Below are 23,343 nucleotides of genomic sequence, written 5' to 3' on the forward strand. Positions count from 1 at the left end.
ACGATAAATTGGAGCTGGGAATGATAGTGTATTGACTCGTGAGGATCGCTGTTCTACCGTCCTTCTCACGATGCCCTAGGCTGATGGCTGTACTATTGTGCCTGAACTGAATTTTGAGTTTCTAGATAACTACACGAGCGTTCAAATCAATTGTGCGCTTCGCCCCACCAATGGACTTAATCTTTGCCTGCTCCAGCTGCCGGCAACCATTAATGAGGCATTAAACGATCACAGTCGGCCGGCTGCGTTGAACGTTTTGCGCAATTTGCTCGAGGCACATCCAGATGGGACGGGCCCCGCGTTGTCCACGATTGCGCCCGCAGGCGATCCTGTGCTCATTGTTGCGCCAGAGTGGGCACTGGGCTCTGTGGATTGGAGCACTGTAGATGCCCTTGTCAGAGCGACGAATCGGTCGCTTGTGCTGATTACCGGTTTTGGTCTTTCGTTGGGTCAAGCAGTTCTCCAATGGTGCGAGGCATCGTCCGAAGACGGTACCGCAAGACACCTCGCTTGGGACCAGACTCGTAACGGTATCAGCCCCGTAATGCGTGTGAATGGCGGCTGGTGTTGGATTCATGAGCCGAACGGTCAGACGCACTGCATCACTTATCTTAAAAATGCTCTCCAGCAAAGTTATGAGGCCGTCCAATTAGACGATGTGCAGCCCCATGACACGCTTCTGCATTTGCGTTTCAACGACTTGGATCTGTTTCCTCTGATCTGTGCGGATTTATTGAGGCCAGCCGGGCAGAGCCAAAATTCACCTCAAGCACGTATCCGCCGCAAACTCGAGAGTTTGAACAATGACCGCCCTGCGCTCATCGTAGGATCCTTGCTCCAGACCGGATACAACCAAAATTGGGGGATCGCTATCGACTCCCTTTTGAACTATGTTCTTGCCGGTCGACAAGGAATAGTTGCACTGTGCAACGTCGCTCACGATGTCCCGGTGGCAGATGAGTCAAACGACAAATGGAGAAGCCTCAGTGGTGTCTTTGCGTCGCTAACTGAGATGCCTCACGGTCAGAAGAATCTCCCAGCGGCTAGGTCGCTGAATGCTCAGGGCATTGTGGGAGCAGTAGTACGAGGGACGTACCCATCCGTTACTGCGGGTATTGTGCACTGGCCGCCATACAACCCTGTCAACAGTTTGTTGATTTGGCGGGGGAATATGGTTTGTCTTATCCAGAGCACGGGGATGATGCTCCCTGTGACGTCCGTGCCTAATAAAGTCACCTATGAGATTGAGCGCTTTTTACGTAGGTATCCGCCAGCTACTGACGCTGCTCCACGGCTAAGCACAGGCATCGCCGAAATCGGCGCGCACTTGCACACCAATCCATTGGCCGACTCGAGTGCCATACTCAACGCCATTTTGGAGGGAACAGATTTCAACAAGAAGGTTGATCCTGACGCGATTGCTGATCCTGAAGTGATCAGCGCTCTCCGAGCCGGACTTCACGCGCTGGCAACGCTGAAATCGATTGATGGCATAGATTGGCAAGACTCTACTAGTGCCACGGGTCAACTCATTGTTCGCTCTCAAAACCGGCATTTACTGATATGGCGCTCTCATAAAGAGTCACCTAGAGCGCTTAAACGTATTCTTGGAGAGTGGAGGGACTCAGGTGGTCCACATCCGCATTTGGTCGTGCTTGGAGCAACTCCCCATGGAGACCTGGCGGACGGCGAATTTCATCCCGAGAGACGTGATGATTTCAGCACTTCTCCAAATGGTAATACCGACCTCCGTGCAGGTGGGTCACTTGCACCTGTATTAGGCGACATTGGGGGGCTTCGAGGTATGCGTCGAGTGGCCGGTCTCGGATTGTCGAAAGCCGCAGCGGTCTACGCCGATTACGTGGCATCAGAGGATGACGAGCGAGTCGAGGAGTTGCTCGATCAGATCGCCTCTCTTTTTAGGGATTAGGAAGCATGAATGAAAACTCCGAGTCTTGGACCTCCGCCCGTGAGCAGCTAAATGAGCTATGCGTAAAGGTAGGTCTCGACCGCGCTTCGGATCTTCCCTCTTCAGGAATTGCGATTTCCGCCCCTGCTGGGACAACGCTCTGGTCCTCGTCTTACGCACTTGTCCTGCTATGGCCTTGTCGTGGGGGGGACTATGGTTCAGTTGAGCATGCAGCGGCGCAAGGTCAAGCATGGTTTGATGAAGTTCTCGTCCGAAAAGAACGAAGTTCATTTGGGGGACTGATAGATGGCTATCTGGTGCTTGCCCTGCCGGAGCCTCCTGAGGTGGATGCTCGAGAGAAAATTCGCCGACTGGAGCTGTCGTCTCAGGTATGCCGCAAGCACATAATTTGGCCTTCGACGCCTGCAGACCAAAGTCATGAACCGGGGCTTTGGCAGCGCGTAGCCGACATAACAGTTTTGGGGCTGCCTGAGGCTTCTGCACCCTCAAGTAGCGAACTGGGATGGCCGGAGCTGGACTCTGAGGCGCAGGCACTTTGGGCTGAGCTATCAACGCTTGGCGTCAATGGAACAGTTTTACTTCATGAGAGGGCGCCGAATGCGCGGAATTAGACTTAATTCTCTCAATGTGTCTCATTTTCGCGGAATCAACGACGCTGTCCGCTTTGATTTCAGCTCGCCATTGACCGTGGTATACGCCCCAAACGGCACCGGCAAGACAACAATGTGCGAGGCTGCTGAATGGCTGCTCACAGGACAAGTAGAACGGTTGAAGGAAGGTAGCGGCTTTGATGCTTTGGTCCTGAACCCGAAGTTTCCCAGTCAAAATGACGCTGTAACTTCAGCAGCTGCAAATCTCTATATCGATGGAGCGCAACAATTCATTCGGCGCGCTGTTAATGGGTCACAATCATCTGCAGCATTTGGTGCAGATGAAGGTGCAGCAGCTATCCTTCGCCCCAACGAACTTCTGGCGCTCTTGGCTCCGGTAGCCGCGGCCGACGAAGCACACGCGTTAACGGCTATAAATTTACGACAGCGGTGGCTTAAAGGAACGCGCTTTTTGAGTTCTGAAGCGCTAGCAGCCCTGGTCGATACCGACGAAGAAACTATCGAGCGACGAACTCAAGTCTTCGCGGACCTGCTAGGAATTCGCCATCTGCTTGATGCTGAACGTCAATGTGAAAAATACATTGTTGAAATCAGTAGGCGCCTGCGAAACCTTACAAATATGACTGAATCCAGATCAGCGGAGGTCGCTGATCTGGAGCTCGCTCTTGGCCCTGATGATACTGCCGGGGATTCGCACTTGAGCTCGGCGCGGCTCGAGGCTGATACTGCCGCGAATCTCTTTGCCCCCGAGGATACTCAGTGGTTCGTCGAGCAGTCCAACCTCGACGATCAACTCGCCTCGCTTACCGCGTTGCACCGCCGTTACAAACACTTATTCGATGCACGCTTAGACGCAGCCAAGCGCGTCGAGGCAAAATGGAGTATTCGGAACAGCCTAGAAGTGGCTGTCGCTGACGGTATCAACCTTGAGGCCGCTTTGGCGCAGTCTTTAGCCCAGATTGAACTGGATGGAAGGCAAGCTGCTACTGCACTCACTGATTTCAGTTCTCGGCGCGAATCCACCTATCTGTTGGCGCAAGAACTTGCGGAAGCTCAGGATCAACTGTCTCATCTCAGTGCAATGGTCGTCGCCACTCTTTTGGATGGCGGTTTTGTCGATGATCTTTCTCTAAGCCTAATAGAGCTTTCCCACAAATATCCGGAAAATCAATGGACTCCTAATGCACGGCAACAACGTCGCCGAGAGTTAAAAGCACTTGAGTTGTCCAGTTCCCGATCCGCATATGAGACCAAGCGCTTAGATGAGTTGGATGTTGAGGTTGGTGCCGCCCGCACAAGCGCTCCCTCACGTGAAGAGCTGGATCGTATGCAGCGACAAGCTGCTGAGACCATCTCTAACGCCAGAGCTGCTGCGAAGCTGCTGGATGCTGTAGCGAGCCCTGTGGCTCGCTTACAGGCTGCTGCGAGGGATCTTTTGGGGCATGACCATGGCGTGGACATGGGCAAATGCCCCCTTTGCTCACATGACTGGAAGGACGCCGAAAATTTAAGATCTGCGATTGATGCAACTCTTTCGGCCGCGCCAGATTTAGTTGTGGCGGCCAGGGCTGGAGTGGCCGCAGCCGAAGATGCGGCCAAGTTCGCACAAACCCAACTCGATGTGGCCCTGCAAAAGCAAAAAAATCTAGAAAGGCTGGAAAAAGAACACTCTGATCTGCAGTTGGCGAATGCTGATCGGCTTCGCGAGTTGGAGAGGCTAGGTGTCGAAAAAGGTGCAACGGAAAAAGAGTTCAAATCTCTCGCGACGCATCTGGATGTAGCCGAGGCTATTTCCGCACTGCTATCAGCCCGTGATGGAATTTCTCCCACAATTTTCGGTTCTGAATTTCGGATGCCCACTTCAGGATTCCGGGTCGCTGACCTCCACCAACACTTGGAGGCTGTCTTCGAGGCAAGAAACCGTGTACTACAACTCGAGCTTGCTGATCTAGCAAAGTCTATCGAGGTTGCGAGCAATAATCGTGAGGATCTACGTGCAAAATATGCTGCTCTACAGCAGAGTTTAAAGGAGTGCCGTTTAGTTTTAGAGCAAAAATCAGCGGAACTCGCCTCCATACAATCGGCATGGCAACAGGCATCACCAGATATTGATTGGTCGAACGCAGAACTTGATACATTGATGTCTGAACTCTCAAGGGAGAACATTCGCCTTACTTTGATTGAAGGACACATTGAGGCGGCTCGTGCGGCATGGGCTGCAGAATCTCGTCGCTCTCGTCTTTTAGAGCTTCAGCAAGCAACTCAGCTTTTAGTAGATGAAGCCAGGGTAATGAGGGGGCGGTTGGATGCCGCAAATCGAGCGCGCGCAGTGTTCTATGAGGCCTACACCACCATTAGCCGTCAAAAGGTTCAAGACCTTAGCCGCGTGGTAAATCCGCTCTTCGCACGCATGCACGCTAATCGTGTATTTGACCGGATCAACCTCGGTGCGGATAGTGATTTTCTGCACTGGCTCGCAGACGCGGGTGGTCAGCAACTCGATCCGGGCAAAGATTTTAGCCAAGGGCAGCGACAGGACCTTGCACTTGCTTTATTCCTGGCGCGCGCACGCAGCCTTGGTGGGACATTCTTTCTTGATGAGCCGATTGTCCATTTAGACGACTTGAATCGCGTCGGCCTGCTCGACATTTTGCGAGCAACTGTCTTAGAAAGCAGTAATACGCTTAACCTCGTTATCACCACGTCGAGTCGAGTTTTGGCTCGACACCTAATAGAAAAGTTTTCTGGTGTAGATTTGGTAGAAACACCAAATGGGCGGCAGCCGCCTCTTCGAATACTCGAACTCGACGGGAATGGTCGAAGCGGGATCCGGCTGAGTACCGTTTATCCGTTGGAAGGAATGTCTGGAGCGGCCAGGTAGGGAGATGACAAGTCGACTGGTTTGAGGCGAGCGGCTCATGGTAGGTCACCCATATGAAGCTTCGATCTTGACACGATTTTTTCCGGAAAGGCGACCGACAAAACGATTGAACCGCATGGCGTGAACACAGATTTTTGATGAGTATCTTCACGCTCTGACTCAATCAGCCTTAACCGAAACGCACTTTTTACCCCGAGTCTCGGGCGCCTTTGTTTGGACCAAGGCCAGCGAGGCCCAAGAAGGCTCCTTTAAGTTCAAAGGGAGATTGGCGGCGCGTATGCATTCCCGTGTGTAAATCTCACTCAATGGAGATCATACCGGTCGCCTTCGGCGATATCGCCGTGGGCCATTAGTTCTGCTTCGCTATGTCCGAGTTCATAACAGTCCAAATTTTTGCAAATTTTTGATGAACTCTGCGAGGTCGTAGTGAACATCAGGGGTATCTACCACTAGATCGTTGTGGACTTCTTTTGCCTCCTTGGCCGCAGCGATCGCCTTTTTGCTTTCACGCAATTCGTAATGGCAGAGGGCCAGGTTATGGAGCGCTTTTAGTAAGTTGGGGCGGAAGGCTCTTGGGTTTTCAACCACCAAGGCGCGGTAGCTCTTCACCGCCTGATTGAGAGAGAAAATCGCCTCATAATGCCTGTCCATTGCTATTAAGTGGAAGGCCAGAGCTTGGGTCGAATTCGCCAGATCGGGTAGAAAAACACCAGGGTGCTTCAACTCCAGGGCGCCGAAAATCTCCACAGCTTCCTCGGCTGCTTTAAACGCCTCGTGGTAGTCGCCCACTAAGCTCAGGCTGTTGGCTAGATTGATGAGTGAGCTCGCGAGGGCAGAGTGGAAGGCATCGGAGTGTTGTGCCGCCAATGTACGGTAGAGCCTCACCGCCTCCTCGCCTGGTCCCCGGGCTTTGCGGTCGCCCAACTCGAACATGCATATTGACAAATTGCTGAGCGACATCGCCAGGTCGGGAAGGTAGGCGTCGGGATATTTCGCTACCAGGGCGCGGTAGCCCTCCATCGCCTCCTTGGCCGGGTCGAACGCATCGTGGAACCTTCCTACTTCGCTTAAAAGTATGGCTAGATTGTTGAGCGAGTTCGTGAGGTTCGGCCGATAGGTATCGGGATCTTTTTTTACAAGGATGCGGTAGCACTCCACCGCCTCCTCTCCCGTGGAAAGCGCTCTCTGGTAGTTACGCATTTCGCCGAGACAATTGGCGAAGGTGCTGAGTGAGTTCGCTAGTTCGTGCAAGTAGTCAGGGTTTTGCGCAAAAAGTGCACGAAAGGTCACCACCGCCTCCTCGGCCATAGTAACCGCCCCCTCGCGGTGACCTATCTCACTCAGGCGGTTGGCCATGCTGTTTAACGAAGATGCTAAGGCAGAGCTGAAAAGGTCGGGGTTTTCAGCTGCCAAGGCACGGAAGTTCTCTACAGCCATCTGGGCTGCCACAAGGGCTTCCTGATAGTCGCCAACGTGACTCAAGCGGATGGCCAAACTATAGGTCGAGTAGGCAAGTTCCAGTCGGTTGTATTGCGAGAGATGACTATCGTCAAACCTTGAGCGAAGTGCATCAAGTCTGGCTTCTTTGATCCGTAAAGCGCTCTGCCTCAGAGCCACAGTATTTAATGGCATGGCCTCGTCAAGCGCGGCGAGCAACGCCTCTTCACGTGTAGCGAGTCCTTGACCAATCAAAGCTGACACTAAAAAACTCAGGGCTTCTGCTTTAGGCCGGTCCATCTGAAAATTCTGAAATGCCCTGAGAATCAGGGCCGCGATCATGTACTCGTGGCCGCCCACATGGCGAAGCATTGCGTCCCTTGCATCCTGGACATGTTTGGGTTCTTCAAACTGATTCAATACGAAGGCTTCGGCTACTAGATCCGGTTGCAAATTGCCGATTATTGTTTCTATATCAGGCCAAGCCTCAGCAATGGCCCAGGCCACTTGGCCTGGGCCGCCGGTCACGTTCAGCGCCAAAGTTTCTGTTTCTATGCGTGCTATCTTCCGAATTTCCTTAGCCGTCACTCCTCCGCAAAGTACGACTAAAGCAGCTACATGGAGCAGCAGACGTTGTTCTCCTTGGTGTTTAAGGCCGTGAAGCTGTCCGAATTTGAGCAGTCGTTGGGACTCAGTTCTTGCGATTTTTTCTGCTAGATCCATGCGAGTCAGATGCATTGCAGCCATTAATTCTTGTCGATCTGCCGCTACTAGTGCGGCCATCACCGGCACAAGGGGGTCAGCCCAGTCCGGGCGGGCGAGCATTTGGTCGAAATCGTTATTTGCTCCCAATTCAGGAACCTGGATACGTTTACCAGTCGTGGATATCTTGGCAAGTGCTGCGACGAAAAGGGCCCGACGTTGACCCAGGCTGTCCAGTGTTTTTAGCTCAACAGGATCTGGTGGATCAAGCAGGGTGCCGACGCAATGACCGCCGTCGACATGCTCTATTTCCCTGAGGTACTTGAGCCAGTTGTCGTTGACACTTTGACTTCGCTCCAGCAGCAATAGACGAAATTTTGGTAGTCCCTGATCGTCGGACCGTCGAGCAAGCTCACGCAAAAGTGTCTCTAAAGCATCTCCTCCCGCACGGGCGTAGTCCAAAAGGACCAGCGTGGGTTTGTTCCATTGCCAGTCCTGGGGATGGCTGTGATCGTTCAATCGGCGCAACTGCAAGCTCTCAATTCGGCCGGCATCCCAAGTGTCACCTCGCTCGCGCGCCAATTTCCAGATCAATTCGAAGCCAATTCGAGTCTTGCCGGCACCGGCTCTACCGGTAACAAGACGTATGGAGATTGGCGCATCACTGTGCAGCCATTGCCAGAGGGATGCCAAATCGGCATCGCGCCCGATCAGATCCAAAGCACGATATTTGGCCTGGATAAGCCAGAGGTATCCGCCTTCATTCTTGGCCTGCACCGACGGGACGATCGGGCGAACCAGAGGCAGCCCGAAAAGTTTCCGTTCCCATGTGGAGAAGGCGTTACTGAGTTGCTCGATATGGCCTTGCAGAGACTCGATTTGTGTGACCGCTTCGACGTCCCCATGCAAAACTTCGTTGCGCAGCATCGCAAGGGCGGTTACCAACTCACAATGGAAGTTAGAGAGCTCAGACTGGCCCACTCGTATTTCTTGAATGGTGGTGTCCAAGCCGCTGAGCAGTACCGCAGAATCTGCAACAAACGGCGCAAGCAGTTCCTGGATCTGTAACGTACGTTGGGCGGTTGTCTGTATTATTTGAGCTTGAGTGCCAAACTGATCGGCAAGTAGAATGTTAAATATTTCTGGCTTTTGCTTGAATGACTCGCGGAGCAAAAGACAATAAATATCGTCGAACCTGAGTTTTGGAGCAGCAGCCCCAGCACTTGACCACCCATCTAGCAATAGCAATTCTATATTTGAGAATAGGGCCTCGTCACAGACATGGTGCCTCAGCCACGCCCTGAACCGTTGCAAAAGTACGTTCCCCAGGCTGCAACGCTGCCCTTGGAAGCAAGTTGCAATATCGAATTCAGTAAGGCTGATCGCCTCGTGCCAAGTTACAAAGCTGTCCGACTGTAGCGCACGCTCAATCGCCTCAAGCGATTGTAGATCTGGACGGTCAAGCGCCGCCAATAGCGGTTCTTTTCCAAATCGGCCGCTGCGCACGAAGGTGACAATGCTCGCTATCCATGGTTTGCGTGGTTCCATCTGGCGGCCTATCTCGAGTAGCAACGCGAAACCTGCTCCTCGTAATGCTTCAAGGCTGGCTTGCTGGATCTCAAAATTACACGGCAAGCCGGTGGTGGGGTCTTTAGTTTTGTCGGAGAGCTTTGAGAGTATGCGTCGTGCGTTAGCGTCTATCGTCCCGGCAGCTAGGTTGCCCGCCAGGCCGCGTAACCCATCTGCAATTTTTTCCTCATCACGTAGCCCCAGAAAGGAACAGATTGTGAGGACAAGAGCTGAACAAATAGGGGCAGAGATGGGGTCCATAAATTGAACGCTCCCGATCTAATCAGTGAAAGCATAGACACAACGAAAGCCATCAGACCATTTTAGATGGGCTGCAATGTTTCGTCGAAGAATGGCAATAACGCTAAAAAGACAAGTACCTCAGGCTCGGGTGCGCGTAATTTTTTTGGAAAAACGTTTGCAGCTCCTTCCCCGCTCATGTGTACTCACAACGATTACGCCTTTTGAATAAGGCACGTCGATTCTGACCATAGCAGCAAGCCCTTGATGCGCCGCTGTCGATGGCAATACTTTGACTGGAACGAAGGCAGTTTGAAGCGCCAGAGTTTTCTGCGTATGCACGCGAATCCATTTATGGGCGAGTTGGCATTGAGGTTGTGGGTCAAAGCGACATTGGCAATTGAGGTGTGAGGCTGGGCGCACTCGGCAATAACTTGGGCCTTGAAGATCTTGGAATAGGAACGGCGTTCTTTTGGCATGGGCGTCCGTTTTAAAAGGCTAAAAATGGTGTCCACGTTAAGTGGACACCATTTCTAGCCTTTTTGCCATCTGCTTCATCCGCATGCTGATCCAAGCGTGCCATTCATCGTTGCCAAGCCTCCACTCACCAAGGACACCCATGTCCGTCTTACCTATGATTGAAACGGATAAGACTCCTTTTTGGATTGCCCGAAATAAGGCTGCTACGCAGTCCTCTGACATTGAGGGATGCTGGAGTATGTCTCGCAACGAGATGGTGCTCTCAATGGATCGCTGGCGTTTGATTGAAGCGTTGGACATGTCGAAAGATGTCGCATCAATCCACCAGGATTGCCCGGCAGCAGGTCGGCCTCCCAGGCAGATAAAAAAGTCATTCCTGCACAGCACCTCAATAGTGCTGATGGGTAACTTTAGGTGGGTGGCAGTCTGCATAACATTCAACCGGGAGGTCAGAGCGGCGGCCAGACGCCTTGCTTGCTTCAGGTCAGCGACAATTGTTCTATTGCCGCATGCAGAAAATCCTCTGTATCCGTGGAGTTCGCCCTCGGCAATCAACCTTTTCAGCAATTGAACGTTGATGTTGGTGGCCTTGGATATGGCCTTCAGAGGCATCATTTCGGTCAATTCTAAAGGCACATTGGGACGATGCTTTATGGTGCCAGGTGCGCAATTGGGAGGTGGGTGGTGCTTTTCGAGCTCAGAACGAACAAAATCAAATGCGGGACTCGCGAGTCTCTCATAGATGTTCACTCTGAATCGGTCTACAAACCTTGCTGCTGAATTCCTCCTAGAGGTGATGACACGGGCATCCAGTTTTTGCAGGTAAGAGTGAAAGGAGACTGGCCAGTCCGACAAGAGTCGGCCGGCCATTGAGGTCATTTGATACACGTTTTCTAGATGGTGCAGATTGTTCCGTTTCTTTGCGTGGATGTTGTCTGCGTTGCACCCCAGATCCGCCAAACACATTGCTATGCAATGTAGGTCCAACGTGTCCAGTTGGTCGATGGAGCGGCAGCCGTCTGAGCGGACGCCCATCAGGCGTTTTTCAAATTCACAACATAACCACAGCGCCTCTTGAGAGACTGAGTGGGACCCAGCACCACTTTTCAAAATCGACATACCGCAGTGAACACACATTTTGGATTCAATCGTTTGGAGATTGAAAAGGCTACCGCAGCTTAGGCAGCGATTCTCAAGCAAAATTTTATGTGAGGTGCACACAGTGTTCAGTGTCAAATCCCAGCACTCCATGAACTGTCCATGCTCAGATAAGCAGGAGGTGCAAAATTTTGGTTGAAGACAAGACCACGTCTTGTTGGTGGTGTTAGAGATCAGGTGCTCATACGCTGATCTCCACGTTGACGGGGAAGGTGGTGTTGGAAAGATGTTCAGCTCTGGTTCGCAAGTACTCCGGATATGGTCCACAAGATCTGTTAACGTTAGATAGTTAGCAGTAGCGGTTCGTCTGAGGAAGTTCATTAGGCCCTCACCAGGCGTTGCAGAGAGACTTACTAACAGGCCGAACATCTCTAGATGTCTCCTAAAAAGAAGAACGTCCCCACGCATCGCATCTGCTCAAAAAGCTTTCGATGCCCGACAGAATAAAGTTGCTCCATCTCTGCTGCGACCCGATAGGCATGACACCGGTGATATGCGAGATGCTTTTATATACAGAGGCCTGTGTCTCGTTGTAGGACCTAAAGCTCCGAGCAGAGGCTAGTAGCCGGTGGAATCCATTAGGCCAGTCTAACAAGGCGTCAGTCGCCTTCTTAACGATTCGGTGTGCGTATTTCAGGCTTACTACCTTGCGGCTCAAATTGAGGTATGTTGTTCCAGGGTTTTCTGATAAGGCGCCTAGAAAAGCGAGTAGCTCCAGTATGTCCGGCAGGCCCATGGAAAGGACGTCATTCGGATAAGAACTTATAGTGTTATTGATTTGTTGATTTTTGAATTTCGATGCAATGATGATGCTCATCTCATGTAACGGCCCAGAACAACTGGTTGAATCTATTTTTGAGTACTCGACGCCACAGGAGCATCGATCATAAGCGGGACGAGTACCTGAGAGTGTTTTCTCACATATAGGGCAACTATCGATGAGCCGGCAGTTATGGGTTTCGCACACCGTAAATGATGCCAGCGACCAATAGGACCTTCCGTAACCCGTTTCTTCCAGGCAACGAGGGCACACTCGGTAGGAGGTGAGTGCGACTTGTTTGGTTGGTAGTAAATTCCCGTATAGTCTAAGCGTCGATTTACTCATCAGTGTGGGAATCGCGGGCGATAGTGTCCTCAGTTCATGACCAAGCGCTACGCTTAGCTGTAGGTGGCGTTTGATTGACATCATGCCATTGTCTGGAAGCATAAGTGCGCGTTGGAGGGCAGAAATGCCCGAAAGATGGTTCAATGCAGAGGCCCGGAAAAAAATACTCTCCAGGCTTTCCCAAGGCGAAAGTTCGGTTTTAATCAGCAGGTTTACAGTTGGAACTGTAAGGTGCTCATGTTCCGCCCGCATTCTGTATTTTGCCGCGAGCAGACGTGCTTCTTTTTCTTCAGTTAACATGGCCAACTGGTGGTCAACGAATTCAAATTTCTGATAATTCATTGTAGGGTTCCTATTATTGTTCGTTGAAGTCAAAATCATGAAATGGCTCGCGGTGATCAACCAGTGAGCGGAAATTGAATTGCTGGGAAAATGGATTCCTGTTGTCTTTTACATCGCCCCAAACTTCGTCCGTAAAGGCTTGGGACAGAACCTCTAAGGTGATACCTTCCAAGTTTTTTTTGACTACAATCCAAACAGCGCGATTAAGTATCTTTACCAGGTAGTCTATTAGGCCGTAAGACGCGTAATAAAGTCGCTGCAACATTTCGTCGGTTGTTAGGCTGATCGCTTTAACCTTAAGCAGGCTTTCAAGTGTTTTGATCAGTATCAAAAAATTATCTGAGGGGGTTTTGATGATCTTGAATCTATGGAAGTCAACAGTGGCAGAAAATCTCCTGCGCAATTGATGATCATTGTCTAGGATTTCTTGAGTTGTCCACATGCCGATAAGAACCACGGCAAGTCCCGTATGATCCATTAGGTACTTGATCCAGTTGCTGGCTTCTGTCGTTTTACGGTGATGCTCTACAATGTGTTGCATTTCGTCAAAAATCAAAAGCTCAGTCCCAAGGTCTTTGAGTAAGCGAGTAATTCGAAGTAACTTGTACTCTGATGAGTGACCGTGCTTGCGTGCAAAAGGATCATTCATTCCATCCAAAAACGCCTCGCCCATGGACTTGGTGGTTGGTTTTGCTGGGATGGTCATATACATGGTTTTGTAGTTGTGGCCGTCGGTGACATCTTTTCGGCGGTCGCTCATGAGCTTTTTGATCATTGTGCTTTTGCCAGCCCCGCTAGGGCCGCAAATGAGCAAGCCTTTAGCCTTTCCGGATATTTTTGTATCGTCGATCACCTCATGAACACGAGTAGTGCTCCGCTCGATTTGGGGAGTGGTTATAAAGTGATTGCTTAGATCTTGAATTTGTTTGGGGTCTGTCGGTATGTTCATCTTAAACCTCCGCCGCAGAAAAGGAATGCACTGGAAACATTGAAGGTGATTCTTCGTTATTACTTTCCAATAAAGGTGGTTTAAATGAATTTCGTGCCACCTTCAGCGAAACCTTGTTCGCAGAGCGTTCGTCAATAACAGCTTGCTGTTTTGCCGCTTCGCGTCGAACAGTTTGCTTGTTGGAACGACGGGCTTCATCTATCCCCTCACGAATTTGGTGATATGCTTCTTGAATAGCTTCTCTATCTACCAATTTTGCATTTTCGGATTTGGCTTTTTTTACTGCGTCCTTATATATGTCGCGGCTCGTGCCGATAAGACGCTTGTCTTTTGCTGGGACTTCAAAAAATATGTTTCGAAAAGGATCGTGCACCCAAATATGGCCCATCTCATCTCGGTATCTCATCTGAACTTTTTGTTCTTTAGCCAGCTTCAATCGCAAGCTTGCGAGCTCATCTGAGTGATAGAAGTTGTTGGATAGCTGGATGCCATATGGCTGAACAGTCACAAATTTCCTATGCGACAGGGCGGTCTCTAGGGCATCGAGATCTGATGGCATTTGTATGACGCGAGAAGGCTCCATGGCTTTCCAGACTGCCATAGGTGTCTTCGAGGCAAGTCCTTTGTGTGGTGATTGGTGATAGATATCGACGATCCATTTAACCAGCGCGGACTCAAGCGATTTCATCGTCAAACACGCGTGCTTCTCAGGCTTGTAATCACCTCGATCTTTGACGTTTGAAAAAGTTGTACCAGGTAGTGTGTGAATAAGCCCCATGTTCAACGTTCTGAAAAAGCGCTCCACAGCGCCTTTCATTTGAGGTCCCCGAGAGCGCGGGAACATTATTTCGATGCCCATCTCAGTAAAGGCGGTGATCAGGTTGTCCGCGTGAAATTCCGCGGCGTTATCAGGAACAATACGCAAGGGGAGACCACGCGCGGGCCATTCATTGATGACTTTTGGATATTTAGCAAGCCAAGTGGTCTTCGGGCTGATGGCTCGTTCTATTACACGCAGAACACTTTCAGTATTTGGCGCAGAAAAGTGAATCCAGTATGCCATTACCATTCTACTATAACGATCTAACACGACTGTGAGAAAGGGGCGTCCGATCACGTTACCCGTGACTGGGTCTACGATCATTACATCGAGTGGCGTGTGATCAATTTCCCAGCGATCAAGAATGTTGTTTACGGTAAGCTGCCCAACCGATTTCGAGAATTTTTTCTCAGCAGCGTGTCTTCCATTTTTATTGATCTCTACCTCAAACGGGTCCAGACTTTTTATGTAGCGTCGTACGGTAGATTCAGAAATGTATTTCAACTGCCGAGATGGTAGTTTGTCACTATTGTATTCACGGGTACGGCGAATGAACTCTTCGTAGACTTGTTTTACTGGAATTGCTTCTGGCTTAAAATACGTTGTGTTCAGGACGTCAAGAAGCAAGTCTTCCAGTTCTGGAGTAAAAACAGTCGCTCTGCCTTTTTTGGCATGCTGCGGGATCAAAGCAACAATACTATTGTTGAGTCCTTTGTAATACCAACGCCTGACTGTAATTGCAGAAGGCACTTTTTTCTCATCGGCAAGCTCCTTGGCAATCTCTGGGAGGAGTTTGTTTAGAGTCTTCCTGTTCGGAAATTTGTCACATCTAGCTTTTAATGCATCGAGATAGCGTTTACGTCGCACTGCCACTACCTGATGTTTTTTTGGAAAGCATGTTAGGTCAGGCGCTACATTTCGGACAAATGGAGTTACCCCTAAATGCGGCTGGTTTTCGTCGATTGTGATCTTTCGTGCATCAAATAGAGAGTAGAACTCACTCTCTGAGAGCGTTATGGATTCTCCATACTCATCTTTGAATAGCAGCTTATGATTTATGCTTTTCCCCATGAAACGCATGATTCGATTTTCGTAATTTACTACCAGGGATGGTTTAAGCGAAAAAGTTTTCATGGCGATGGCCTCCGGTCAGGAAAATCAGTGCTGATTCAGAAATGGGGTTTCGCAGATCTATCCCGATATAGCCCAGACCTAATAATCGCCATGCTTCTTGCGGACCTAAGATTGCTATCAAGTCAGCGATTGTTTCCGGGGAGAAGCGTTCGAATTTGAGGTTGAGGTGTTCTTCGTACGTCTCGGTCACATCCTCTCCACGGCGGTGGTACATCAGAGTTAAAAGGTTATCCGCCATGGGCGTTGCAAGAATCAATTTTTCTGTAGCGATATGAAATACGCGCTCGGAACGTTCGAAGTGATCATTTACCGCTTGTAGTTTCAGTGTCACCTTATGGTTTAGGAGGCGCATGGATGGTTTGACTTCAAACCATCCGGTTGTGCCGTCTATAAAGTTGACGCATACGTCCGGTATGTATTTTGTTTCCACGCTTCCTACGGGCAGCACCTCCAATGACGGTTGGACTTCGTATGTAAGGACATCCGGGGAAAGCTCTAGCAGCCGCAGGAAACTAGCTTCCAGTTGAGACTCCCAGGCAATAGGAATCCCATTCTTGCGGGATGGGTGATATCCCCTGAAGTGATTGGATCTTCGTGTTACGACTTTTCGTACTGGCATCTGCAACTCCCTCACGAGCGAGCGAATGTACAACGCTCGACAGGTGCATTGGATTGGAGGCTTTCGATGGGCAACACTTTCCCGTCGAGTGGCCTCGCTGAAATCGAAGTTATGGGAGGGGGTTGACAGGCGACGAAAAAATGGAAGAAACTACTGACACCACATCTGTAGTTGCTTTTGTTTTCGTCGCGGTCTTAACCCCTCAAGGTTGGCCGCGTTTTACATTCTGGAACCTCCTTTTTCTTTTAAAGCCAGGCAGTGAGTCTAAAGCTCATTTCTGGCTTTTTTCGTTTAGATGACGAACGGTTTTGCAGCCTCCAGCGAAGCTAGAGTCTCGCATCAACAATTCTTCACACGTAGTAATAAATCAATGCACCTCATCTTAGGTGCGATAACGCGTATGTATATTCACTCTCGGTCGTAACATGCAACTATAACTATCGGCGCGCCAAAGTAGGTCGGCGCGCCGATAGGGGCAGATCTTATGACAACAAAAAACCCGCTGGCAATTACTTTCTTAGTAGGCGGTTGATTTTTGTTTTTTTCTAAGAGTTTTTATAAGTACGTGTTTTCTATTTGTTATTGTTTTTTTCAAGAAGTGAATGTGCAATGTGTAGTGCGCACTGCATAGTGTGCATTACGTATACGTAGTTGCTATTAATTTAGGTTTCGCGTTACACCGCAGCGAGATATTTAGTAGATGTTGAGCTGTGCTAAACCTTCCCTATCGACAGCGGGTAGGAGAGGGCGTTCGCATGATTTCCAGCATCAGTCAGATCTAAAATATCCAACAAAAACAGTCGGTTAATGAAAACAAGTGGATCATTTAATTGCCATTTTCCTCATTTTTTTTGAAAGCCTACATTGGCCGCTCGGCCGCAAACCGTTGCCTTGAGTTAATAGGAAGCATTACTATTCACGTCCTCGTCTCCACAGCACACCGCAATGACCCCCAAGCTGCCCCGCAGACACGGCTTTTTCGAGCACTACGAAGAGTTGGTTGGCACCTGGACCCGTCGCCTGAGAAACCGTCAGCAGGCCGAGGACCTGGCCCACGACACGTTCGTGCGGGTGCTCGAGTCGGATTCGGCGGCGGTGCAGCAACCGCGGGCCTATCTGCACCAGACCGCGCGCAACATCGCGGTGGACGGTTATCGACGTGAGGATCGGCGGGGCGCCATGGAGTCGGAGGCGATCGATGAAAGTGCGTCGTCGTCCGGCGACCCGGAGCATTACATGCAAGCGATCCAGTTGGCTGATTCCATCGAACGGGCGCTCACCGAGCTGCCGGTCAACTGCCGCAAGGTGTTTGTCTGGCAGAAAATCGAAGGCCTGACCCAGGCTGAGATCGCCGAACGCCTGGGTCTGTCCAAGAACATGGTGGAAAAGTATATGATCCGCACGCTGCGGCATCTGCGCGACCGCCTTGAAGGATTGTACCCATGAGCGGCCGCGCTTTCTCACCCCCAGCCAAACAGGAACTTCCATGATGGATACTCGTGATTGTGCGTGCGGGCAAACAACGGTTCGCGATGAGGCGGCGCGGTGGTTTGTGCGTTTGCAGGAACCCGCCGTCGATGTCGACGCGCAACGCCAATTCGAAAGCTGGTTGGACGAACACCCTCAACACCGCAACGAATTCCAATTACTCCAGGGCCTGTGGAAAGCCGCCGACCTGGTGCCGGCGGCGCGTCTGCGGGCGTTGTGTGAAGAAACGCCGTCACGCAGCAAACGTCGACCGATGTTGCGCTATGCGGTGGCTGCCAGTGTGTTGGCGGTGGCAGTCGGCTTGGGCCTGTTCAACGGTTTGAAGCAACCGTCGGCTTACACGGCGCAGTTTTCCACAGCCCTGGGCGAACGTCGCCAGGTAGCCTTGCCCGACGGTTCGGTGGTCGATCTGGACAGCCGCAGTCGGATTCAGGTGCGGTTTGAAAAGAATCGTCGCGCCATTGAGCTGAGCGAAGGCGAGGCGATGTTCAGCGTCCAGCATGACAGCAGTCGGCCGTTCGTGGTTGAAGCCGGAAATGGCAAGGTCACGGTCACCGGTACCCGCTTCGATGTGCGCCGTGGCAGCGCCGAGACCCGGGTCGTGGTGGAGCAGGGCACGGTCAAGGTGCAAGGGCGCTCGGCGGCCGACAATGATTTCGTCAACCTCACCGCCGGGCTGGGCACCCAGGTCGATGCCCAGGGCAAGGTCGCGGCTGCCTACGCGGTCAACCCGGCTGAACTGACGGCCTGGCGCAACGGCAAGCTGGTGTTCAACAACGCCAGCCTGGCCGATGTCGCCGAGCAGATCTCGCGTTATCGAGACAAGCCGCTCAAGGTCGGCAATGCCGCAGTGGGCAATCTGCGCCTGACCAGCGTGTTCAAGTCCGACAACACCGACGCGTTGCTCAAGGCCTTGCCAAGCATCCTTCCGGTGGCCGTGCGCACCCTCGATGACGGCAGCCAGGAAATAATTTCAAAATAAGATTCAGGTTTTTTTCGAGTTCATCGTCTTCCTGTTCAACTGCAACTGGTTTGCATTAACAAGCGCACACTCTTGCGATCTTCAGGACTACGTTCGACGTGAAAAAAGCCATCGCTAAAAACAACAATTCCCCCTGGTTGCCGCTGGCCCTTGCACTGGCGGTCAACCTGGCGCTGCCCCAGGCATTCGCTGCCGATGCTATCCACATCCCGGCGCAACCTTTGGGGCAGGCCCTGAGCCAGTTGGGCCAGCAGACTTCGCTGCAGGTTTTTTTCAGTCCTGAGCTGGTGGCTGGCAAGCAAGCCCCTGCAGTGGATGGCAACATCGCCCCGGAAGAGGCGCTGCGCCAGTTGCTGCAAGGCAGCGGCCTGCAATACCAGATCGATGAAGGCTCGGTGACGCTGCTGCCAGCCCCGGCTTCTGCGGAAAACGGCCCGTTGGAGTTGGGCATGACCGACATCAAGGTGGTGGGCGACTGGCTCGGTGATGCCGATGCCGCGGTGGTGCAGAACCACCCCGGTGCCCGTACCGTGATTCGCCGCGAGGCCATGGTCGAGCAAGGCGCGATGAACGTCGGCGACGTCTTGAAGCGCGTGCCGGGTGTGCAAGTGCAAGAGGCCAACGGTACCGGCGGCAGTGATATCTCGCTGAACGTCGGCGTTCGCGGGCTGACCTCGCGCCTGTCGCCACGCTCGACCGTATTGATCGATGGTGTGCCAGCGGCCTTCGCCCCCTATGGCCAGCCACAGCTGTCCATGGCGCCGATTTCCTCCGGCAACCTCGACAGCATCGACGTGGTACGCGGCGCCGGCTCCGTGCGTTATGGGCCACAGAACGTCGGCGGAGTGATCAACTTCGTGACCCGGGCGATCCCCGAACAAGCCTCGGCTGAAATCGGCAGCACGCTGGAAACCTCCCAGCACGGTGGCTGGAAGCACATCGATACGCTGTTCGCCGGCGGCACCGCCGACAACGGCATGGGCGTGGCGCTGTTGTATTCCGGGGTGAACGGCAACGGTTATCGCAAAAGCAACAATGGCAATGACATCGACGACGTGATCCTCAAGACTCACTGGGCGCCGACCGATGTGGACGATTTCAGCCTCAACTTTCACTACTACGACGCCAGCGCCGACATGCCCGGTGGCCTGACCCAGGCCCAGTACGACGCCGATCCGTTCCAGTCCGACCGTGACCACGACAACTTCAGCGGCCGCCGCAAGGACGTGTCGTTCAAGTGGATTCGGCAACTCGATGACCGCACCCAGGCCGAAGTGCTGACCTACTACTCGGACAGTTTCCGGGGCAGCAACATCGCCGCTCGCGACCAGAAAACCTTGGGTTCGTTTCCGCGTACCTACTACACCTATGGCATCGAACCGCGTGTGTCCCACGTCTTCGACGTCGGCCAGACGACCCAGGAAGTCAGCGTCGGTTATCGCTACCTGAAGGAAGGCATGCACGAAGAAGCCAGCCGCCTGGCGCTGGTCAACAACGAGCCGGTCGTGCGTCCGGGGGCGGACGGCCATGTGTACCAGGACCGTACCGGTGGTACTGAAGCCCACGCGGTGTATGTCGACAACAAAATTGACGTCGGCAACTGGACCGTCACTCCGGGTGTGCGTTTCGAACATATCCAGACCGAGTGGCATGACCGCCCGGTGCTCGATACCGCGGGCAAGCCGGTGCAGGAAAAACGCCGCAGCATCGAGAGTAACGAGCCGCTGCCGGCGCTGAGCGTGATGTATCACATGTCCGATGCCTGGAAACTGTTCGCCAACTACGAAACCTCGTTTGGCTCCCTGCAATATTTCCAGCTCGGCCAGGGTGGGGTGGGTGACGAAACGGCCAATGGCCTGGAGCCGGAAAAAGCCAAGACCTACGAGATCGGTACGCGCTACAACGATGAGGTGTGGGGCGGTGAAGTGACGCTGTTCTACATCGACTTCGATAAAGAGCTGCAATACATCAGCAACGATGCGGGCTGGACCAACCTCGGCGCCACCACGCACCGCGGTATCGAGGCTTCGGTGCACTACGACATGGCGGCGCTGGATCCGCGTCTCGCCGGCCTGACCGCGAACGCCGGCTACACCTACACCCGTGCTGTCTATGAAGGTGAGATTCCGGACTTCAAGGGTCGGGACCTGCCGTTCTACTCGCGCCAGGTGGCGACCGCCGGCCTGCGCTACGACATCAATCGCTGGACCTACAACCTGGATGCCTTCGCCCAGTCCAAACAGCGCTCCCCGGGTGTGGCGGTGAACGCTGACGGCAGCTTCAGCAACAACTACATCACCGAAGGCACGGCGGATGGGCAGTACGGCGACATTCCGGGCTACGTCACCTGGAACGTGCGCGCCGGCTATGATTTCGGTCCGCAGGTGTCGAATCTGAAGCTGGGGGCCGGGGTGAAAAACATCTTCGACAAGCAGTACTTCACCCGCTCCAGTGACAACAACGCGGGCATGTACGTCGGCACGCCGCGCACGTTCTTCGTGCAGGCCAGCGTCGGGTTCTGATCGACCGGGGTGAATTCATTCGCGGGCAATCCGACTTGCCCGCGAAGCGTTCAAACCTTCAAAACCTTCCCGCCAATCGCCACCGCCAGCAGCAACAGCGCCATCAACCCGAAGGCAAAACTCAAACTGGCGGCATGGGCGACAAATCCGATCACCGCAGGCCCTGCGAGTATCCCCGCGTAACCCAGGGTAGTGATCGCCGGCACGGCGATGCTTTGCGGCATCACGGTCTGCTTGCCCACTGCGGTATACAGCACCGGCACAATGTTCGAGCATCCGGCGCCCAACAATGCATAGCCCACCAGCGACGCTTCCCAGCTGGGGGCGAAGGTGGCCAGGAACAGGCCGGCCGCAGCCGTCACCCCACCAAAGACAATCACCCGCGTCGCGCCCAGACGACGCACGATGGAATCACCGGTCAACCGACCCACCGTCATGGTCAGTGCAAAGGCCGCGTAGCCCAATCCGGCATAGGCCTTGTCGATGCCGCGTTCCTGGGCCAGGAATACCGCGCTCCAGTCCAGGGCGGCACCTTCGGCGAGGAACACGATGAAACACATCCCGCCGATAAACAGCACGATGCCGTGCGGGACAGCGAACGCCGGCCCCGAACTTTCGCTGCCGTAGGGCAGCATGTGCGGGGCAGCCTTGAGCAGCGCAACCAGCAGCAACACAATGACCACCAGCATCGCCCCCAACGGCGCAAGCCCCAGGCCCAGCAACGCACTGACGCCCGCCGCGCCGACGATTCCGCCCAGGCTGAACAACCCGTGAAACCCCGACATCATGTTTTTGCCGCTGGCGCGTTCGACGATCACCGCCTGCAGGTTCACCGTCGAGTCCACGGTGCCGAGGCCTGCGCCGAACATGAACAATGCACCAATCAAGGCCGGAATCGACGATACCGTGGCCAGCAGCGGCAGCGCCGCACAGATCAACAAAGTGCCACCGGCGGCCACCTTGCGGCAACCGAAGCGCGTGGCCAGGATACCGGCCATGGGCATCGCCAGTATCGAGCCCACGCCCAGGCACAACAGCAATAAACCCAGGGTGCCTTCATCCAGCCCGGCCCGAGCCTTGGCATAGGGCACCAGCGGCGCCCATGCGGCGATGCCGAACCCGGCGATGAAAAAGGCGATGCGCGTGGACATCTGTTCCATGCGCCCTGGCACGAATGAGGTCTGGGTGTTGAGGTTGGTCATATCAATCCTTGGAAAAAACGTCGCGTCTGCAAGGGACAGTGATCTGGCCCCGAGGGTTCGTTCAGCGTCCGCGATCTGGCACGCCCACAGTCTGACATCCTTGCACAGCCCGAGCGTGTTTCGCGATATGTTGTGACAGAACCAGATGTCCAACAGGGAGGGCGCCATGGCGCGGATGTACGATGCACGGGGCAATATCTATAAGGTGGTGGCGCCTGAGGCGCTGCACCAGCAGGGCATCGACGTGCCCGATCAGGCCGACCGCGCCGCACAAACCCGCGAGGCCTGGGCGCCGGCAGCCATCGAAGCGTGCTGTGCCTGGGCACCCGGCACGCAACCGCCGGGCAGCAAGGAACATTGCAGTGATGGTTTGCTGGTCGGGCCGTTTCAGTCATCGCCGCCCTTTGACCTGTTGATCGTCAACACCGATGGCACCCTGGCCGAGCGCAGCGGCAATGGGCTGACGATTTTTTCCCAGGCGTTGAGCGATCAGGGACTATTTCCGAGCGACGAAGCCTGTGTACTCAGGGTGCATCACGACAAATCCGACATTCCCTCACCGGGGCAGACGTCGGTGAAAACCGCGCAAGTCGAGGGCGTGCAGGGTTTCTGGCTCGACCTGGGCCAGCCTGGCTTCGGGCCGTCGGCGGTCAGTGCCGTTGGCGTTGAAGCTATGCAGTTGAACGGCCGTGAGCTCAGCCTCGTGCGGCAACTATCGGCAATCAATGGTGCCTGGTCGCGCAGTCAATTCGCCCGGGTCGGCAATCCGCATTGCGTGACACTGGTGGACAGTGTTGAGGCCTTGCCGGGCAATGAGCAGATGCGGCAATCGCCATTGGCCGAGGGGCTGATGCGGATCGCCTACGCGATGCCTGCCGGTGCGGGTAAACCCTGTCCGGCAGGGATTAATCTGCAATGGGCGATGCGTGAGTCCGAAGGTCATGTCGTCGCGCGGGTGTTCGAGCGCGGCGAAGGTCCTACGGCGTCCTCGGGGACGAGTGCGTCGGCGGTGGCGTGTGCGGCGTGGCGGGTAGGTTGGGTGAGTGCCGGCGAGGTGAAGGTGACAATGCCCGGTGGTACGGCGCCGATTTTGCTGGAAGAAGAGCAGGGGGAGCTGAGTCGGGTCAGCTTGTTCGGTACGGCTCGATTGGTGGGTTGATGGTCGGATCGCT

At 53.5% G+C, this 23,343-nt stretch carries 13 protein-coding genes; 6 read left to right on the top strand and 7 right to left on the bottom strand.

The genetic code is table 11. From position 1 onward, the window contains the following. Positions 1-97: 97 nt before the first annotated feature. On the top strand, positions 98-1,930 hold the full coding sequence (locus ACIO0C_RS04450; protein ID WP_401308356.1) for an ABC-three component system protein: 1,833 nt from the start codon (positions 98-100) through the stop codon (positions 1,928-1,930). Positions 1,931-2,494: 564 nt separating this feature from the next. Continuing rightward, on the top strand, positions 2,495-5,422 hold the full coding sequence (locus tag ACIO0C_RS04455) for an AAA family ATPase (protein WP_401308359.1): 2,928 nt from the start codon (positions 2,495-2,497) through the stop codon (positions 5,420-5,422). A 375-nt stretch (positions 5,423-5,797) separates the two neighbouring features. Here ACIO0C_RS04455 and ACIO0C_RS04460 read toward each other — a convergent pair whose 3' ends face one another. From ACIO0C_RS04460 to ACIO0C_RS04485, 6 genes are all read right to left on the bottom strand, one after another. Continuing rightward, positions 5,798-9,391 (bottom strand): tetratricopeptide repeat protein, encoded by a 3,594-nt coding sequence (locus tag ACIO0C_RS04460; protein WP_401308362.1) that lies wholly within the window; start codon positions 9,389-9,391, stop codon positions 5,798-5,800. A 495-nt stretch (positions 9,392-9,886) separates the two neighbouring features. Further along, positions 9,887-10,969 (bottom strand): hypothetical protein, encoded by a 1,083-nt coding sequence (locus ACIO0C_RS04465; protein ID WP_401308365.1) that lies wholly within the window; start codon positions 10,967-10,969, stop codon positions 9,887-9,889. 421 nt (positions 10,970-11,390) lie between these two features. After that, complete coding sequence (locus ACIO0C_RS04470; protein WP_401308368.1) at positions 11,391-12,455, bottom strand: TniQ family protein; 1,065 nt, start codon at positions 12,453-12,455, stop codon at positions 11,391-11,393. Between the two features lie 13 nt (positions 12,456-12,468). After that, positions 12,469-13,404 carry a TniB family NTP-binding protein gene (locus ACIO0C_RS04475; RefSeq protein WP_401308371.1) on the bottom strand — a complete coding sequence of 312 codons (936 nt, stop codon included), beginning with the start codon at positions 13,402-13,404 and terminating at the stop codon, positions 12,469-12,471. 1 nt (position 13,405) lies between these two features. After that, positions 13,406-15,358 (bottom strand): Mu transposase C-terminal domain-containing protein, encoded by a 1,953-nt coding sequence (locus tag ACIO0C_RS04480; protein ID WP_401308374.1) that lies wholly within the window; start codon positions 15,356-15,358, stop codon positions 13,406-13,408. Continuing rightward, positions 15,339-15,977: a TnsA endonuclease N-terminal domain-containing protein gene (locus ACIO0C_RS04485; RefSeq protein WP_401308377.1), complete on the bottom strand. Its 639-nt coding sequence runs from the start codon at positions 15,975-15,977 to the stop codon at positions 15,339-15,341. The genes ACIO0C_RS04480 and ACIO0C_RS04485 overlap by 20 nt, the downstream gene beginning before the upstream one ends. Before the next feature lie 945 nt (positions 15,978-16,922). Here ACIO0C_RS04485 and ACIO0C_RS04490 point away from each other — a divergent pair. The 3 genes from ACIO0C_RS04490 to ACIO0C_RS04500 all read left to right on the top strand — a co-directional run bounded on the left by ACIO0C_RS04490 (position 16,923) and on the right by ACIO0C_RS04500 (position 20,969). After that, the gene (locus ACIO0C_RS04490) at positions 16,923-17,423 is read left to right on the top strand and encodes a sigma-70 family RNA polymerase sigma factor (RefSeq protein WP_401308380.1); all 501 of its coding nucleotides are present in this window, start codon (positions 16,923-16,925) and stop codon (positions 17,421-17,423) included. Positions 17,424-17,463: 40 nt separating this feature from the next. After that, a complete protein-coding gene (locus ACIO0C_RS04495) occupies positions 17,464-18,447 on the top strand; it encodes a FecR family protein (protein WP_401308383.1) in 984 nt (327 codons plus the stop codon). A gap of 98 nt (positions 18,448-18,545) precedes the next feature. Continuing rightward, the gene (locus ACIO0C_RS04500) at positions 18,546-20,969 is read left to right on the top strand and encodes a TonB-dependent siderophore receptor (protein WP_401308385.1); all 2,424 of its coding nucleotides are present in this window, start codon (positions 18,546-18,548) and stop codon (positions 20,967-20,969) included. 50 nt (positions 20,970-21,019) lie between these two features. Here ACIO0C_RS04500 and ACIO0C_RS04505 read toward each other — a convergent pair whose 3' ends face one another. Then, positions 21,020-22,171: an MFS transporter gene (locus ACIO0C_RS04505; RefSeq protein ID WP_401308388.1), complete on the bottom strand. Its 1,152-nt coding sequence runs from the start codon at positions 22,169-22,171 to the stop codon at positions 21,020-21,022. A 166-nt stretch (positions 22,172-22,337) separates the two neighbouring features. Between ACIO0C_RS04505 and ACIO0C_RS04510 the strand changes: the two genes are divergently transcribed. Further along, positions 22,338-23,330, top strand: coding sequence for a diaminopimelate epimerase (locus ACIO0C_RS04510; RefSeq protein ID WP_401308390.1), 993 nt, complete (start codon positions 22,338-22,340; stop codon positions 23,328-23,330). Positions 23,331-23,343: the final 13 nt, after the last annotated feature.

The organism is Pseudomonas sp. NPDC087336, from assembly GCF_044744285.1.
Classification (GTDB): Bacteria; Pseudomonadota; Gammaproteobacteria; order Pseudomonadales; family Pseudomonadaceae; genus Aquipseudomonas.